The organism is Roseibium sp. MMSF_3247 (genome assembly GCF_030733765.1).
Classification (GTDB): domain Bacteria; phylum Pseudomonadota; class Alphaproteobacteria; order Rhizobiales; family Stappiaceae; genus Roseibium.
In genome coordinates this window covers 1-17,593 of record NZ_JASHII010000016.1, presented here as the reverse complement: position 1 = coordinate 17,593, position 17,593 = coordinate 1, and the positions used below count along the sequence as shown (strand labels likewise).

General features: G+C 56.8%; 11 protein-coding genes. 6 read left to right on the top strand and 5 right to left on the bottom strand.

The features are described from left to right. Nucleotides 1–31: 31 nt before the first annotated feature. From RBB44_RS24965 to RBB44_RS24940, 6 genes are all read left to right on the top strand, one after another. The gene (locus RBB44_RS24965; RefSeq protein ID WP_306150528.1) at nt 32–790 is read left to right on the top strand and encodes a DUF3299 domain-containing protein; all 759 of its coding nucleotides are present in this window, start codon (nt 32–34) and stop codon (nt 788–790) included. 779 nt (nt 791–1,569) lie between these two features. Beyond that, nucleotides 1,570–2,655 (top strand): HD-GYP domain-containing protein, encoded by a 1,086-nt coding sequence (locus RBB44_RS24960; protein ID WP_306150527.1) that lies wholly within the window; start codon nt 1,570–1,572, stop codon nt 2,653–2,655. Nucleotides 2,656–3,956: 1,301 nt separating this feature from the next. After that, a complete protein-coding gene (locus tag RBB44_RS24955) occupies nt 3,957–5,702 on the top strand; it encodes a VWA domain-containing protein (protein ID WP_306150526.1) in 1,746 nt (581 codons plus the stop codon). 9 nt (nt 5,703–5,711) lie between these two features. Then, entirely contained in the window at nt 5,712–6,113 is a 402-nt protein-coding gene (locus RBB44_RS24950; protein ID WP_306150525.1) for an SH3 domain-containing protein, read from the top strand. A gap of 31 nt (nt 6,114–6,144) precedes the next feature. Next, nucleotides 6,145–8,697 (top strand): hypothetical protein, encoded by a 2,553-nt coding sequence (locus tag RBB44_RS24945; RefSeq protein ID WP_306150524.1) that lies wholly within the window; start codon nt 6,145–6,147, stop codon nt 8,695–8,697. 293 nt (nt 8,698–8,990) lie between these two features. Further along, nucleotides 8,991–9,233 carry a hypothetical protein gene (locus RBB44_RS24940; protein WP_306150523.1) on the top strand — a complete coding sequence of 81 codons (243 nt, stop codon included), beginning with the start codon at nt 8,991–8,993 and terminating at the stop codon, nt 9,231–9,233. A 94-nt stretch (nt 9,234–9,327) separates the two neighbouring features. Here RBB44_RS24940 and RBB44_RS24935 read toward each other — a convergent pair whose 3' ends face one another. The 5 genes from RBB44_RS24935 to RBB44_RS24915 form a co-directional block, all read right to left on the bottom strand. After that, nucleotides 9,328–11,727, bottom strand: a complete 2,400-nt coding sequence (locus tag RBB44_RS24935; protein ID WP_306150522.1) for a methyl-accepting chemotaxis protein — start codon at nt 11,725–11,727, stop codon at nt 9,328–9,330. Nucleotides 11,728–12,434: 707 nt separating this feature from the next. Beyond that, entirely contained in the window at nt 12,435–14,873 is a 2,439-nt protein-coding gene (locus RBB44_RS24930) for a bifunctional diguanylate cyclase/phosphodiesterase (RefSeq protein ID WP_306150521.1), read from the bottom strand. Further along, complete coding sequence (locus tag RBB44_RS24925) at nt 14,870–15,421, bottom strand: molybdopterin-dependent oxidoreductase (protein ID WP_306156181.1); 552 nt, start codon at nt 15,419–15,421, stop codon at nt 14,870–14,872. Before RBB44_RS24925 ends, RBB44_RS24930 begins: the two co-directional genes overlap by 4 nt. A 294-nt stretch (nt 15,422–15,715) precedes the next feature. After that, entirely contained in the window at nt 15,716–16,162 is a 447-nt protein-coding gene (locus RBB44_RS24920) for a hypothetical protein (protein ID WP_306150519.1), read from the bottom strand. Then, complete coding sequence (locus RBB44_RS24915) at nt 16,155–17,513, bottom strand: PAS domain-containing protein (RefSeq protein ID WP_306150518.1); 1,359 nt, start codon at nt 17,511–17,513, stop codon at nt 16,155–16,157. The genes RBB44_RS24920 and RBB44_RS24915 overlap by 8 nt, the downstream gene beginning before the upstream one ends. Nucleotides 17,514–17,593: the final 80 nt, after the last annotated feature.

Here is a 17,593-nt window from a genome sequence, read left to right as displayed (position 1 = left end):
AACTGCAAACCGTTGCCTGAAGAGGAGGATCATGAGACGCAGACTTTATCCCGCGCTGATTGCCGTGTCCTGGCTTATTGCACTCCCCGCGGCAGCCGAACCACAAGATGTAGCCTGGAGCGACCTCAAACGCCCGGATGTAAACCTCGGGCATATGAACAGCCTCTCTTCTCGCCAAAAACGGGACTTCCTGAGACTGTATGCAATTCATGAAAAAGGGCTTGCCGGAGACGAAATCCTGTCGTCGGATAAGCTGAAAGTGGCTGCATATCTCAGGTCGAAGTTGGAAAAGCTCGGGGTGCCGGTCGAGAGGCTTGTCAGGCAAACACTGTCCGCGCAATCTGCGCGTTCAGCGGAAGCCGAGCGCCTGGCAGCCTCGGTTTCTGGCAAAGAAATTCGCATCTTGGGATACGCGTTGCCGTTGTCAGATGACGGCGGACCGGTCGACTTGTTCCTGCTCGTGCCCTACGTCGGCGCCTGTATTCATGTTCCGGCACCGCCCAAGGATCAAATCCTGCGGGTGGAAATGCGGGACGGGTTTGTGCCCAGAGCACGATTTGACCCGGTCGTGATCACGGGACGCATATCAGTGGCTCCCACGGTCAGCGAGCTGGCCTTGGTGGATGGCACCTCCAGGATTCATTCCGATTACGTCCTGGCCGCCAGCAAGCTCGAACGGGCGACGTTCAAGCAAATGGCGGATTTGGCAACACAAGCAGATAGGCAACGGTCGAAGCGTCAAAAACCGATTTGGCCGGTCTCCCTGCCGAAAGCGCAAAGCCCGAACTAGAGTTTTCACTGGCGATCAGTTCATGAAACCACCCTTCCCCGGTCGCACAGGCGGCAAGATCAGAACCCCGGTTTTTTTGGCTGCAAACTGGCACCTGTCACCTCGACGCCAACAAAGCACCGTTTGGCAACAGACGTTCAACCTTGGAAAACCCGGCCTGCAGCGCGCTAGAACACAAGAGAAATTCCCATGACAACACGCCTCTTTAAATCTCTTGCCGTGAGATATCATCTCATCCTGCTCGCAGCCCTCGCCGGATTTGCTGTTGGACCCGCACCGCTGGCGCTTGCCCAGGAAACGGCATCGGCACTTCCGCCTGCTCTCCAGCAAGAGTCGATGATAGCGAAAAGGAAGTAATTGCCGCGGCAGCGGCTGTCTTTCCTAAGCCCCTTGCTTGAGGGAGTGAAATCGGGTCTAGGACCGGAACCTGGGCAAGAGCGGAGGTTTCCAATGCTCTCAGGACCTTGCACCGCGAACGAACCATCCGCTCTTAATGGCGCGCCAAGCGCGCGCCGCGAAGGGCCCAAAGTAGCGTGTCGTGATCCTCTGCGCGCAGTTATCCTGAGGGGCCAATGGCCCGCATGTCTATAGTCGCTCAAGGTTGCCCAGGATACCCAGAGTGCTTGAATGATGGGGAGGGCGTTGGCAACTTTGGAGCGCTTGACGGGCTTGTTTGCCGAAAGCCTGGAAACAGGACCGGTCATGATACCTCAAGTTAACCGTCCTCGGGTTCAATACGGCCGAACTCAAAGCAAGTTAGTGCGCAGAAAGCTGGAAAAATGAGAACGGCGATCATCCGCAGTAAAGAACTTGATCAGGAAACCGTGTGCGACGCGCTGGCCTTGTTTTTTTCATCAGATATTCTGAGCTTTGAAGACATCTCGCCGGTTCGGCTCAATACCGCTGATGTGATCATAGTGGACCTGTGCAAGGCAGGCGACGGCGATTTGCACCGGCTGCGGGCCCGCCGCGCAGCCCTTGAGGCGTTCCCGAGAATTGCCATCGTGACCAGGGGGCATCGGACAGAAATCCAGCAGGCTGAGGCCCTCGGGTTTGCGTACATCCACTTTGCCGATGATCCGGTGGGAACGCTTGTGAAACGCGTGCGGGATCTAGGCGCACCGCGGCCGCTTTACGCGTTGCCGGACGGGTTTTCCCGCCCCTTGGCAGCAGCATATGAAAAAACCAGTGCCGTCCTGGAGGACATGCACCTTGCCAGCATCACGGACAGCCCCATTCCGGTGGACCGCAGCAAGGAAGCAGCGCGCGACCTATTGAATGTGTTGGAGAGCGATGGCGTCCACGCCTGGCTAAAGGCGGTCAAGACACATCACAGTCCCACCTTTGGCCATTCTCTGGAAGTGGCCGGGCTCGCGGGCTGGTTTGCAAACGAGCTCGGCTGGACGCGGTCCGAGTGCCTTCAAGTCACCGCTGGCGGTCTCCTTCACGACATTGGCAAATCGCGGATTCCCTTGGCCGTGCTCGACAAACCGGACGTCTTGAACGAGGCGGAAAGAGACCTGGTGCGCAAACACGCGGAATTCGGCTACCAGATCATCAAGCATCGAACGGAAGTGGACAACGAGACAAAGGAAATTGTCTTCTTTCACCACGAGCTCCTGGATGGCTCCGGATATCCCTTCGGCTTGTCCGCGGACAGGAACAGTTTGAAGGTGCGCCTTGTGACGATCTGCGATCTCTATTCTGCCTTGACCGAAGAACGTGCCTACAAGGAAACACTGTCCCCGCGGCAGGCCATTGCCGTGATGAACAAGATGGACAGGAAGATCGATCAGGATCTCTATCGCACATTCCGGTCCCTGATCCTGCCCCGTGAAGGATTTGGGCGGGTCCAAAGAGCCTGACCTGAGCGCGGTCGCGGAAAAACCTCGGCGAACCGGTCAAACGCACAGTCATTCGATCATTCTGTGCTGGTGAATAAGTCAGGGAAGGTAAGGTTGCGCGACGGTCCGGAATATGCGGCGCACAAGTCCGGCCTACCTGCCAGCAGGAAATCCGGTGGCGGTGCGAGAGGTTAATATGCCGGTCCGGTTAGCAAGCCTCCTCAGCCATTTTATCGTTAATTCCGTTGGAGCGACGGTAGGATTAATACCACCGTCGCTCTGACAGCACGGCCCTGCTCGTGGGCATGCTGGAGGCCTGCCGCGTTGACGCGATCATCTCCGCACGGTCTCTCACCGTGAATGCTATGCGTATGGAGGAGATGGACCCGGCGAGGTTTCGTATAGGCGAAAATGTGGCCGAATTTGATGTTGCCGCAGCCATATCAAATGGCAGCGAACCGGCGATCGTTCGCAGGCTGCGCGATAGCCTGCAAGACATGAAGACGAACGGTAGCCTTCAAGAAACGCTCCTTAAAACCGGATCACGGCGCCACCGGATAAGCAGCCGATCGCAACAGATTGAAAGGACGCCATGCCGGTGAAAACGCCTGGAACGCCGGCGCATTCAGATGGCAACGGGTATTGTCAACCCGCCCGCGCCAAAGTAGGCGAGACGTGATGTCTTTTGCAAAAGGTGATCCGTGAGCGTTGATCCACGTCACGGACAGATCCCGTTCTTTGCGTTTAAGTTGAGCGTATAGCGGGTTGGGGCGCTCCCCGCCGTAAACCGGCCTTTGCTGACCTCAGCCGCCATTGGCGGCTTTTCTCTTGAACATCCCGCCCGGCTAGACCGACAGGCATCGCACGGCCTCCGGCCGCGATAATAGGGGCATCTTTATGAAACAATCCGCGAAGGTATTTGGAACATGCCCCGCCAGTTTCAGAACAATATAACGTATTGTGTCCGGATCTGAACTCCCACCACCATGGGGCGGTCTTTGTTGTTTTCCAGGAAGGGTCCACCGGTCGCGGACAGCTTATCGAATATCCCTGTCTAGACACCATACGGATCTCTTTAAAAGTGCAAGACAATGTGCCGGGCGGACCGGTCCCTTGGAATAAGGCGTGCTTGCGTTGATAGGTTTACAAATGTCAGATGGTCCACGTAGCCCGGCCCTGCAGCTGGACAAACGAAATTCCAGTCGCCGGCCGGCACTCTTGTGACCTCTGTCACACTTCCTGATTGATTGTCATGGTTTCTTGGGCAAGGGTTCCTTGGAGCGCCGGGTGCAAATCTGATTGTTCTAGTGAGCAGGGTCTTAATGATGATTCGTTTGTACTTCTCCCTTTTTTTGCTGATGTTCTGCACCGCTGTTTCCTTTGCGCAACAAGCGTCCCAAATCCCAAACAACCGGGTCATGATGATCCTGGACGGATCGAACAGCATGTGGGGACAGATTGACGGCATGGCCAAGATTTCCATTGCCAAGGAAGTCATGACCAACCTCATCAGCGACTGGGATGACGACACGCCGCTCGGTCTGATGATCTACGGGCACAGGCGCACCAAAGACTGTCAGGACATTGAACTGGTGTCTCTACCCGCGAAAGCCGGACGCAAAAACTTGATCGATAAGGTTCAATCCATCAAGCCGCGCGGCAAGACGCCGATCAGCCTGTCGTTGAGCACGGCCAGGGCTCAGCTTCTTCTTCAAAGGCTTCAGACCCCCTCAATGTTCAGAGATGCCAAGACTGCCCTAGTTTTGGTGAGTGATGGGCTGGAGACGTGCAACGCGGATCCCTGTGCTACAGCGTATCAAATGGAGGTTTCAGACCCTGGAACCGACGTCCATGTCATCGGCTTCGACGTTACAGACAAAGAATCCCGGGCGCTGCAGTGTATTTCCGACAACACTGGAGGAAAGTTCTTTCGCGCAAACAATGCCAAGGAACTTCAAGACGCACTCAAGGAAACAGTGAAACTTGCAGGCGCGCGTCCGGCAGCCGAAGTCGCCGCTACGCCTGCCCAACCGGAGCCGTCACAATTTGTATTCGCCAAGCTCTGCGAAACTTGCAAGCGGGTCCCTGCCCTGGATGCCAGTTGGAATATTTTCAAGGACGACGAACCGTTTTACCAGGGCCTCGGTGTCCTCTATCCGGATGATCCTGTCCTGACGCCGGGAACCTATGAGGTCGCTGTCCGCTACAAATCGAGTGTTGTAACTGCCAAGGGCACCATCGAAATCGGCCCGGACGGCAAACAGGTCGGTGCATTGAATTTGAATGGCGGCGGCGCCAAGCTCTTTGCCTATGCCACCGACGACAAGACGATCCCGGCGGCACCGATTTTCTACCAATTTTTCCCGATCACCGACGGCAAGGCCTCAGACAAGGCGCTGACAGAAAACGCATCCTCCGACGCCGTCACCTGGTTGCCAGCCGGCCGCTACAAGGTCTTGGCGACCCATGACCGGGTGAGCGAAAGCGCGGAGATCGAGATCATTGCCGGCCAGGAAACCCTCTATGACTTCGACATGCGCGTCGGTTATTTCCAGCCGTCTGCGGTCTTGACCGGTGGTGGCGAGACCGTCCGCGGTGATGTGGAATTCTTCGTTTATGGCACCGAAGACGCAGCAAAAAATGCGAGCCCACTCGATAATATCGTCTCATTTACCGGTGCCGCTGGCGAGCGCAAGCCACTCAAGCCTGGCACCTATTTCGTCAAAGCGCATGTCGGTTACAAAGGCGGACTGACGTCGATGACCAGGGTTTTCCCCTTTGAGGTCAAAGCGAACGAGGTGACCGCGTCGGTCTTTGACCTGCAGGCCGGGGCGCTGTCGCACACCGTGAAGAGCCAGGCTGGCAACCGCGTCATCAACATCGATTATGTTCGTCAATCCGATGGGAAGCGGGTGCATTATTTCAATGCCGGAACCTCAAACACGCTCGCCCTGCCCGCTGACCGGTATGTTCTGAGGGTCATGATCAGCGGCGGGACAACCTTCGACACCGAACCTTTCGACGTCGCGGCCGGTCAAACCACGAACGTCAATGTCACCATTCCTTGAGGTTTCGCCATGAAGACGCTGTTTCGAAGCTTTTTGATCGCTCTAGCCGGATCCACCTTCGCGCTCCCGGTAATCAGCGCCGCCATAGCACAGGACCTCGACGTCCCGGTTATGGAACGCGCCAGCGACGATCTCGACACCTGCGCGCTCGGCAAGGTTGCCGGTCTGAAGGCGGATGGCGACGGCTTCCTTGCGGTTCGCTCCGGCCCCGGCTCGAACCACCGGAAGCTCGACGAGATCCACAACGAGGATCTTGTCTGGCTGTTCGATCAGCGCGGCAAGTGGATCGGCATCGTTTATGGTGTCGGCTACGACATGAGCTGCGGTGCCATCGAAAAGGACCGTCCGGTGCCCCACCCCGGAAAAAAAGGCTGGGTTCATGAAAACTGGATCGAATTTCTGGCCGGCTGACCCCGGCATGCCAAAGCCCCAGGAGTGCCTGATGACACATCCGATAATCTGCAAATCCTCTCGCGAGGGCGTTTCCCGGCGCAGCGCCTGTGGCCTGACGGCGCTGTTCCTGTCCGGCGCGCTGGCTTTGCGGTCCCTTGCCCCCGGCACCGCCCTTGCAGACGGCAAGGCCACCCTCGAAATTCAGGCTGCAACGCGCGCCTACAAACAAGCCCGGCAAAGTTACGACGAGACATCTTCCGAGCAATCGCGGACGCAAAACGCACGTGACCGGGAACGGACAAAATACCTCAACGACTGGGCAGCCATCTGGGAGGAAAAACGCCTCGGCGACACAGCTCTGCGGGATCTGCGCCGGGCGTTCGCAGAAGAAAACCGCGCTTTGAAGGATGAGATCACCGACTTGAAGTCCGCCCGCGAGTTCGCGGACATGGAAGTGAAGAGCCGGAACGACCGTCTGCTTGGCTTGCTCCACGCTCTGAGAGATGCTCAGTCAGGATCCGATAAAGCGCTTATCAATACGCTGGTGGCCGAGACAGACCTCAAGCGCAACGAACTGCGCGCGGCGGAAACTGCGTTGGATCAGGCGACAAAAGCACTTACCGATGCTGAGCAAAAACAAGCCAACCGCCAAGCTGTGTTTGAAACCGAAACAGCCCGAATTAAGGAAGAAACGCCGACACTTGCTGACGTCCGCAAACTCGAACAAGCCTATGGCGACAAGCTGGACGATATTGGCCACTTGCCTCTGCCGGAAAAGCTGGAGGACCTTGCGACGGCTCACGAGAATGCGGCCGAGGCTCTTCTGGCAACCCTGTTGAAAAACCAACCGGCTTACGTCAAACGGATCGATGTCAGCTTCGACGGCAAGCCGTGGTACGTGGCCGACTTCGTCGAAGACCCCAACGGCACGCCAGATCCGCAATCTGCAGAACTGCAAAAGGCCACTCGGGATGCGCTCGAAAACGCCCGTATGGACCTCGAAGATCTGGACCACCTCCTGAAAGTTGCCAGCCGGGAGATGGACCGGGTTCAACTTGAGTGGAAGGACGCATCCGAGCGCGCCGGCCATGCGCAGGTCTCCATCATTCTGCGGGACCGGGACATGGCCGCATTTACGCTCGTTGCTGAGAGTACAGCCGTTATCATCACATCGGTCGCTACGGGCGGGCTTGCCACTCCGGCAGCCATAGGGTTCATTGAATCACTGTCAGCTGCCGGATCGAGAGCCTGGAAACTGGAACCGGACGAAGTCTACAACGCGCTCTACAAATGGGCCGTTCAGGGCATGGATGAGGGCGGGTTAAGAAGGCTTCTGTCTGAGACTGGCGACACCCATCGGGGAAAAAAATGGTCGGAAGTCGCCCTCGGCGGCCCGACCGGGACCGAGAACCTCCTGGGGCTGAATACCTATCAAAGTATTGCCGTCGGTGACTATCTGGAATTTACGTTCGCCAACTGGAACAAGGACGTCAAATCGTTCCTGCCCAAGGGCGCCGAAGCGACCACTGCTGGTATTGCACTCACCACAACAGCTGCAAAGATTATGGCGCAAAAACTCACCGACATCATGAAAGAGAAGGAAGAGCAGCGCGCGTTCCAAAACACGCTGAAAGCCGCACTTGAACAGAAGACCTATATGCGCCTTGCCACAGCCCGCCGGGCGCTGAAAACTGAACGTGACACGGTCGCAGCGCAGATTTCGGCCCTTGAAAAACTTAGAGATCACGGACTTTTGCCGCGCAAGCTGCAGATAAAAACCAGCGAGGTCATCTCCCACGATGAGGCCGCAAAAATCGGCCGCTGGGAAGTGCGCGTGACGTTTTCCGAGTATCTAGATCATGCGCCGGAACTCGCCAGCTTCAAACAAGGGGTCACCTTTGACCGGGCCCAGCGAAGCGACAGCAATCCGGCGGAATGGATCTTCGAAGTCAATGGCTTCAATGTTCCAGAAAGCCAGTCAGACATCCAGCTTGTTGTTTCCATCAATCCGGGCGAGCCGCCCTACTCCTACCTGGATGCCGAACCGCAAACCCCAACCTTTCCGGCAAGCCTCACATGGCATGAAGTCAAGAACTATGAACAAGGGTCGGACGCGAACCACAGACTGATGCTGAGGCCGGATGGCATCACCTTGGGCGTTTATTCGCTACTTGATCCGGCTGTTGCCGATTGCGCTTATCGCGATATCGTCGTCGGCAGCGAATTCCGCGGAGAAGGTCCAGACTTGCCTACAATCAGCGATAAGACCTCCACTTATGACGTTAGCCGCAAACAAGATATACAGCCGTTTGGCAAAAGCGACCCCATTATAATGTGTGTTGATCAGGGCACATTCGCACCCAGAAAGGACGCGGCCGGCCGTTACATTATTGCCGCCACGCACCCCCGTTCGATACATCAATATTCAAACGGCTACGCTCCACCGCACTTTGAAGAACTTGACCGCATGAGAGGAGTAGCGATCGGTGAGGCGAATGCCGCCAGCTCGGCCAATGAAGAGGCTATGTTCGGTGAAGAAGCACTGGAACGCCAGCGCCTTCAAATGGATAAGGGCATGTTCATTCCGCCCGCACCTCAGTAAGCGGGACGTGTTGTCTTTTTTAAACGGTGATCCGTCTATGTTGATCCATGCCACGTGCAGACCCCGCGCTTTGCATTGAAATTGAGGGTGCAGCGGACCCGCGTGTTCCCCTTCAAAAACTGGCCTTTGCTGGCTTTAGCCGCCACGAGCGGCCTTTCTTTTGCCCGCCGTACAGTCGTACCGGACCGCCGCTTGGCAGCTTTGCGTACCGCGAAAGGCGGATACACATGTTTGAGCGATCACAGTAGATCTGAACCGTCAACTTGGAGTGACAGTCGATGGAAGAGCATCACATGTCCCACCGGCCTCCGCCGCACGCCGCCCCGGACGGTCTCAGCCTTTATGAGGTTGAGGCCGATTTTCTGCTCGAAGACCTCATCGATGAATGCCGCTCTCTTAGCCTGGAAGGCCACCCGGCCCTTGCCCGGCTTGCCGACGCTTTGGATGAGGTGCACACCCGCATTGAGGGCGCCTTCGTCGAGGACCCAAATGCGCAGGCGGATCGCACGGCCCTGATGGCGTCTCCGAAGACCTGATCGTCCTCCTGGCCCAACTGGAAACCTTGCGCGACTTGCGCCCTTGAATATGTCCGGCCATCTGTATCGAACGGGCATCCCTCCGGTCATGACCTCAAGCGGCCAGCAAGAGATGGTCCTCGACGATGGGGGTGTCGAACTCGATGCCGGCGCCCGACCCGGTATGGCGGACAACCGTCCCGCTGAGATGAGTGCCATCCAGGAGATCCAGGGACACCCGCTCGCCGAGGGGAAGATCCTCCATGTCAAGCACCTGCGCGCCGGTCGTGCTGACATCCACCAGCTGGACGGTCTTTTTCAGCCCGCTCTGGAATGTCAGGGTCACGTCCTCGGAGATCAGCTTGCGCGCGGCCCTTCGGCGATCCTGCACATCTCGTGTCACATCCGCGAGGAACTGCTCGACCTCCTTCGCCAGATTGCTGCTCGCTTCAGAGACCAGGTCGGATGCACTGTTGACCGACCCCGCCTCTTCCGAGGTTTGCAGGACAGCACCTGACACCGACGACATGCTGGAGGCGGCATTTTCCGTACTGTCGCTGGCAGATTTTGCAGACCGGGCGATTTCCTGATTGGCGGCCCGTTGCTCCTCGATGGCCCCCGCGACGGAGCTCGTCAAATTCCGGATCTCGGACACCTTTTCGGTTATGTTCCCGATCGCACCCGCTGCGTCCTTGACAGAGGTCTGGATGCCGGTGATGCGGGCGGAAATCTCGTCCGTCGCCTTGGATGTCTGCTCGGCAAGTTCCTTGACTTCCGAAGCGACAACGGCAAAGCCGCGGCCGGCGTCGCCGGCCCGGGCGGCCTCGATGGTCGCGTTCAGGGCCAGGAGGTTCGTCTGTTCGGCAATGTCACGGATCAGGTTGACAACGCTGCCAATGTGGTCGGCAGAGGATGAAAGAGCCTGGACATTCTGATTGGTCGCATCCGCGGCTTCCACCGTTTCCATGACGATCCGGGTCGTTGCTTCCGTCTGGTTGGCGATTTCCTGAACGGTTGCGGTCATCTGTTCGGTGGCCGCAGCAACGGCGGCAACGTTTTCCGAAGCGCTGCTGGATGCAGAGCCGGCCTGATCGGACTCGAATTTTGCGTTGCTCGCCAAAGTATCAAGGGTTGTGGCCGCCGTCCGCATCAGATCCATCTGCTGGCTCACGGTGCTCAAACGGTCCGACATGGTGTCCTTGAAGGTTTTGATAAGCCCTTCCAGGAAGGCTTGCCGCTGGCGTTCCCGATCCCGTTCCGAGCGTGTACTGTCTTCAAGCTGCTGCCGCTGGATGGCATTGTCTTTGAAAACGTCAACCGCTTGAACCATGTCTCCGATTTCGTCGGACCGGTCCGCCCCATCAAGCGTGACGTTGATGTCGCCATGCGCCAGCCGGTTCATGGCATCGACCACCTTGCTGATCGGCCGGGTGATCGTCCGGGCGGCAAGATAGCCCGCCAGACCCGCGATCGACAGGAGCCCCAGCCCGATGAGCAGCATCTGGTTGCGCAGGGCCACCACGGGCGCAGTGGCTTCAGCAGTGCTCTGCATGGCCACAAGGGTGAAGGGTGTGCCCTGGTACTCGAACGTCGCAGCCTGCACCTTCAGATCTTCCCCCCGGTGCAGCGTGTCTTGGCCAAATGCCTGGCCTTGCGACCTCGCCTGATCAATCACGGGGCTGTCTAACCGCGTTTTCAGAATGTCGTTCACATCCGGGGTGGCGTGCGTGTCATTGCGCATCAGCCCGTCGCTACCGATCAGCGCGAGTTCACCGGTTTCGCCGAGACCGAGATTCTGGCGCATCAGGTCGTTGATCTTGTCGATCGGCATCTGGAATGCCAAAACGCCAACGGTCTGATTGTCAGCGGTGACAATCGGGTGCGCCATGAAGCTGGCAGGCGCGTCATAACTTGGACCATAAGGGGCGAAGTCCTCAAACGCGACGTCTGTTGTCCCGGTCACTTTCATCGCGGTCCGGAACACCTCGCCCAGGTCTGACCCGGCCCATTCCCCGCCGCCCGATGTGAAATTCGTTGCGTAATCCAGTTCCTTGAACACCGAATAGATCAGGTTGCCCTGGGTATCGAACAGGAAGACGTCATAATAGCCCTGGTCTTGCTGCAGCTGGTGAAACCAGGGGTGATATCTGGCATGCACGGCATCATAGGAGGATCCCGTTTTTGCATCGTAGAGCTTGTCTTTTTCACCGGTCGGATGTGGATTGTCAGTGATATAGGCGGCTTGGAGCGCCGTTTTCATGTCGGTCCCGTCGTCCGCCATGGTTTTCCATGCATCGGCAAAATCTTGGACTGCTGTGACGGTGCCCGGATGGTCGGCGATCAGGACAAGTTGCTCTTCAATCGCCTCCAGATAGGCATGGATTTCGCCGACCCCAACGTCTGCGGCCGCAGACAGCCGTTGTTTGGTCAGCGCGTCCAGGCTCTGGACCGAAGACACATAACTGCCAAGACCAATGCCGACACTGACGGCCGCAGCGGCCCCCACAACAAGCATCGGAATTTTTTTGGATAGACGGATTTCAGTAAACAAGTCCCACCCCCGAAACGACAAGATGTCAAAGGATGTTGACAAGGTAGAGTCAAAAACCAAACAGAGGCTTAACTTGGCGTGATTTAAGTATTCGCGATTTTTACCTAATCATAAGGACGGGTGGGGTCTCACAATCGGTGTTTTTTTGAGAACAGTGACGCGTTTCAAGCCCGGGACACCGCACCTGGTGCTGGCAAACCGGCAACGCTCTCAAAAAAAGCCCGGTAGCGGAATGCTGGCCGGGCGTTCAGTAAACGTGCACGTGGCCCATCAACCACGCGAAGAGAGATACGAAAGTTACGGCGCGGTTCAATCCTGATGGAATGATCAAGCGCAAAACTGACAGGTCCCGCGAACGACACAGCGCGAACAGGCTTTGTGGCCGCCTAGCTTCAAAACACGCGCACCCGGGTGAGAACCATCAGTTTTGGCGTAGCCTGGCCCGATCTAAAGCTGCCTGCCGTCGTCAAAAGCCGGCCTGAACCACGATGCGGTTGGGGCGGCCTTCAGCGATCCGGTGAGATAGGAGCAACCGAGGGTGCAAGCGGGTCGGGCTTGGGAAAAAGATCCGTGGGTTTGGGCGCATCTGCCCGAAACCGGCGCGACCCAAGAGGGTCCGCTCAGCGCCAGAAAAAGCGAGGGGTGGGCTTTTGGGACAACCATGCTTTACCTCAGCGGAGGTCCACCGCCGCCGGTCGGGCAGCTGCATCCGGGTTGGCAAACGCAGCAAAGGCATCGGGGTGAAGCGGGCGGGCATAAAGATATCCCTGCCCCAGATCGGCCCCTTGGCGTGCCATCTCGCGGGCTTGGGCATGGGTCTCAACGCCTTCGGCGACAATTTCCAGTCCAAGGTTCGTGCCAAGGGAAACAATTGCAGCACAGATGGCCTGCGTTCGCGGATCTTTGTCCACGTCCCGCACAAAGGCCTGGTCAATTTTGAGCCGGTTGACCGGAAAGGTCTTGATCCGCGCCAGGGAGGAATACCCGGTTCCGAAATCGTCAATAGCGATCTTAACCCCAAGATCCCGGGCCGATTGCAAGACGTTGACACTGCGCTTGTCCAGAATTGCTGATTCGGTAATTTCAAGCTCCAGGAACCGAGGGGCAAGCCCGCTGTCCTGCAAAGCTAGCCTCAGGCAATCGATCAGATGGTGATGCCGGAAATGCTGGGGCGACACATTGACGGCAATGGTGAGAGGCGGCAGGCCTTGCGCCTGCCAGGCTTGGGCTTGACGGCACGCTTCCTGGATCACCCATTCGCCGATCGGGACGGTAAGATAGGACGCCTCCGCAATCGGAATGAACTCAAGCGGCGGCACCACGCCACGTGTGGGATGGTGCCACCGCAGAAGAGCTTCGGCGCCCACAACCCGGCCGGACGTGAGGTCGATCTGGGGTTGGTAAACCAGCTTGAACTCCTCGCGTTCAAGCGCCCCGTGAAGATCCTGCTCCAGGCTGCGCAACGCACGGACCTGGGCATCCATGGCGGCATCGAAGATCAGATAGTTGCCGCGATTGCTGTCTTTTGATTGGTAAAGGGCAACATCGGCGTTGCGCAACAGCTGTTCGCAATCACCCGGGTCCTCCGCGCAGATCGTGATGCCGATGCTCGCTCCCGTTCGCACTTGTCTGCCATTCACCACATAAGGGCGGGAAATCTCTGCAACAATTTGATCGGCGAGGACACCGGCATCAGCATCCTGTGCAAGACCTTTGCAGATTATGGCAAATTCATCGCCCCCGAGACGTGCGATGGTGTCCGCCGCCCGGCAGCAGGTTTTCAGGCGCGCTGCAACCTGGCGCAGCAGAGCATCCCCGGCAATGTGCCCCATTGTGTCATTCACGGATTTGAAATCATCCAGGTCAAGAAGCAGGGCCGCAATCTTGCTGGTCTCGCTGGCGTCAGCCAGAGCCGTGTCAAGGCGCTCTAGGAAGACGGCCCGGTTCGCCAGTCCAGTCAGGCTGTCGGTCTCTGCCATGCGCTTGATCGCAAGCTCGGATGTTTTCTCTTCTGTAATATCGGCCACCACCACCACAGTCCGGCCATTGGAGGCCTTGCGCTCAGTGACCCGGATCCAGCGGCCACAGCCAAGGCGTTCCTCGAGGGCGCCGCGCGGCGTGCCAAAACGATCCAGTCTGTCCCTGATGGCCTTTTGCTCATGTCCGGATCGACAGTCAAAAACCGCACGTTTGTATCCAGCTGTCAAAAAATCCTCGTAGCGAAGCCCGGGATGCAGAAGATCATCCATCCCCTCATGAATGTCGCCATATTGCCTATTGCAGATCATCAACCGGTTGTCAGCGTCCCAAAGAGCAAATCCTTCATGCATGGACTGAAGAGCATCCATCTGGATGCCCTGCGCTGTGCGGAGCTTATCTGCCGTCGCATAAGCTGCCTCGGACAATTCTTGAAGTTGTCGGGTGATTATTTCCAGCTCGCCGACTTTCTGGGATAGCGCGTCCCGGCTCCGTTCCGCGTCACGGCGCCGCTGATCAGCAATGTTCCGCTGCTGCCGGATCATCAGGACAAAAATCGTTCCTGTAATCATGAAAGCGGCGATCACGCCGGCAAGAGCGTCGGCAATCCGTTTGCGGACCGCAGTCGTCCGGTCGCGCGACTCGGACGCGATTTGCACGGGCCGGTGTGCCAGGCGCTCGATCTGCGGGCGCAAGGGGGCAAGCCGGGACCCCATCCCCGCAAGGGCCGCACCATCGCCTGAGGCCGCAGCATCGATGAACGGCACCTCCCGCTCCAGGCGGGTGAGGATCTCCTGGTTCAAGGCAAGCAGTTCTTCATCAAGAAGGTCTTGGTAGGATGGGCGATTAGGAAGCGCACGCACACGTTCATAAAGGATATCGAATTGCAGCACGGCACGGCTGGGGTCAGCGCTCGGACCTGAGGCCTCGACCATTGCCAGCGCGCCTTGAAGCGCTTCGAAATGAACCCGGAGCTGAATGCTGCCGATCCCCGATTCATCGTAAGTTTCCTGCTCGAGAGCCCGGCTGTTGGCAAGGATCAGCAAGACTGCGATGACAACAAGGACCATGAAGGCAACACTTGCAGCCCCGAAATACTGTGAGATCTTGGTCGGAAATACCGTCTTGATCATTTAACGGTCACATGCGTCAGTTGCCAGATAGACCGCGCACTGTAGGACTCGGCCTTGAGGTCCTGATACTGATCAACGGGATAAATCACCCAAAGAGGACCTTTTTGACGGACCGACATGACCTGTCCGTCGATTTTCATCGCAAGCAACACCGGATAATCCCGGACATCCTGCATGGGAATGTCGACCGAGTAGCCATCGAGCGCACGCGCTGTGAGTGTTGTACCAGTGGCCCCCACAAGATCGAGGACCTCCGCCAAAAGCACCCCTTCGTAAAGGTGCACCCCGTCGGTGAACGGGTTCGACGTCTTCAGCTCCTTGAGCCCGAGGTTTTGGAGCGCGGCGCGATCAAGCCGCGCCTGGCTTCCGTCGGTAACCGTGGAAATCGCCCCGTCAATCGTGAGCAGAACTTCCCCTTTGGACGCAGGCAACGCTGCTGTCTGCGCTAAGACCGGAGATGGAAGGAGCGCAGGGACCGCAGCAAAGGCCATCACGGCCAGACCCATAGACACTTTTGCTAGTAAACTCGTCACCGAGCGACCTCTCATTTTATTTTCCCGCGCTCCCCAGCATTGGCTTGATCGCTTCGTAACCCCGCATTGCTCCAGGTCTGCTAAATAGCCAGGATGATATTAAAGGATTGGTAGATCCGAACACACTTCCCTAAAGGAAACTTTACCGAATTATTCAAACATGGGGAGAGTTCGCGTGAGCTGTGCGATTAGCATAACGAGCTTCTGAAAGGCCAGTTGGGTCTTTCGGCCAACGGGAACTCACCCACCGAACTATCCAGAAATGAATAACCAGCGGGTGCCCCGAAACGTTGCTTGGAAACAGCCTCGTCAGAGCGGATCAAGAACAAGAGCCGCGTGGACTTGGCTATCATTTGGGAGTTTGAGCAAGGTGCACCTGTGTGTCTTATGGGTTGAGTTGAATTCAATGGTGTGCTGGGTGGGATCCAGCCTGGATTCGTCTTCTAAAAGGCTCATGAGCTCCGCTTTCGAGGCGTCAGTAATGAGACGGGGCAAAAAGTAGTTTTTCATGGCCGCAATAGCAGGAAAGGCCTTGTACGCCGCTGTATTGGCGTCCTGAACAAACGCCCGTCGGTCCAGAAGAATGATCGGTAGAGGTATGTGTTGAAACACAACTTCGAACCGTTCAGCGATTTCGGAGATCTTTCGCTCAGTCTCGCGCAATTGTTCATTTTGCAAGCGCAGTTCTTCTTCGCGGATAGACCATTCATTCCGCAATTCATCTGGGGTCAGTCGGGTTGGGTCGAGTTCACTCATTGCTGTGTGTTGCCTCTGATGTATCGGAACCGCTTGAAACAGCAGCGGGAGACCGGTGCCAGGAGGTGGTATTGATATGACTGATGACCAGGCCAGAACGGTTCGCTGCAAACCGTTTGGCGTGCATTAGAAACCAGCGCTGCTCTTTTTTTGAATGGCACGGATATTCGACCGAAAAAACGTCAATCTCGCCATCAAGCATGCGGCGAAGATTAGTTTCAACCTCGGTTGCGGTGTCAAAATCCCGCGACTGAGGGCTAACCCGGCACGCAGACAAATACTGTGCGCCGACACCTATGGAGTGGAGTTCTCCTTCGTTCTCCCGTGCAAAGTTAGTCCACGCTTCATTCACCAGCCGAATATGACCATCTCCATCGAGGACAACAATATGTTCGGGAAGTGAATCGAGCACTGTTTGCAGAAAGTCGAGCCGGTCAAGAGAAGACACATCAAGAAACATCAGCACGAGCGCAGTTTTTTTCGTAATTGCATCGATGTAAGGCACATGCCGGATGATAAGCTTGCCTTCATCAGTTTCCCAGACGAGTTCATGAAGTTTAGCGGTGGTCAGGGCTTTTTCGGCATCGGTGATGAGATTTGCATAACCGATTTTGTTCGAGAAGTCGGACAATGGCCGTCCGATATCTGCATCACGAAGCTCGAAAATACCGCTCACGGACGGGGTAAACCTGGAAATGTTGAGCTGGTCATCAAGGAAAACTGTGGGGATGCCGGTTGCTTGCGCCATAGCATCTAGATCATTGTTCAATCGATCTAAAATCCGGATTTTCTCCTGATACTCGCTATTGACCGTGTAGAGTTCTTCATTGACGGACTGCAGTTCTTCATTGGTCGATTGCAGCTCTTCGTTTGAAGCCAGAAGCTCCTCATTTGTGGCTTGAAGCTCCTCATTCGAGGTTTCCAACTCCTCAATCGTATTACGCAAGCTTTCCCGGGTTTCAAGCAGCTCTTGCTGGAGCGCCACAAACCGCGTCTCATTGAGGTCGTCCAGCGTTTGCATGTGGGGTTCAGCCAGCGCAACTCCGTACGATTGCTGATCGGCTGTCAAAAAGGACAGAATTCTCATCTTCTCGCCGCTTGGCGCGGTTTCAAGCGGGGTCAGATGCAGGCTAACTGGACAGACTTTATCTTCCGTCACACAGTGAAGGGGGGCTGACTTGACCGACTTGCCGGTCTTGTCTGCAAGACGGCTTAAGGAGGCGATAGCCGCCGAAACTTGGGCACTGACCAAACGCGCGATATCATAGCTCATGTCCCCTTGTCTGACCGACACATAAGCAGACACGTCACCATAGACATGCAAAACTTCGTTGTCATTATTGAGCAGCAAACTCGTGTTCCCCGTCAGCGCCTATGGGTCCGGATAAGCTGATTGCTTAAGGGAGAGGTTTTGGCTCATCTTCACTGATC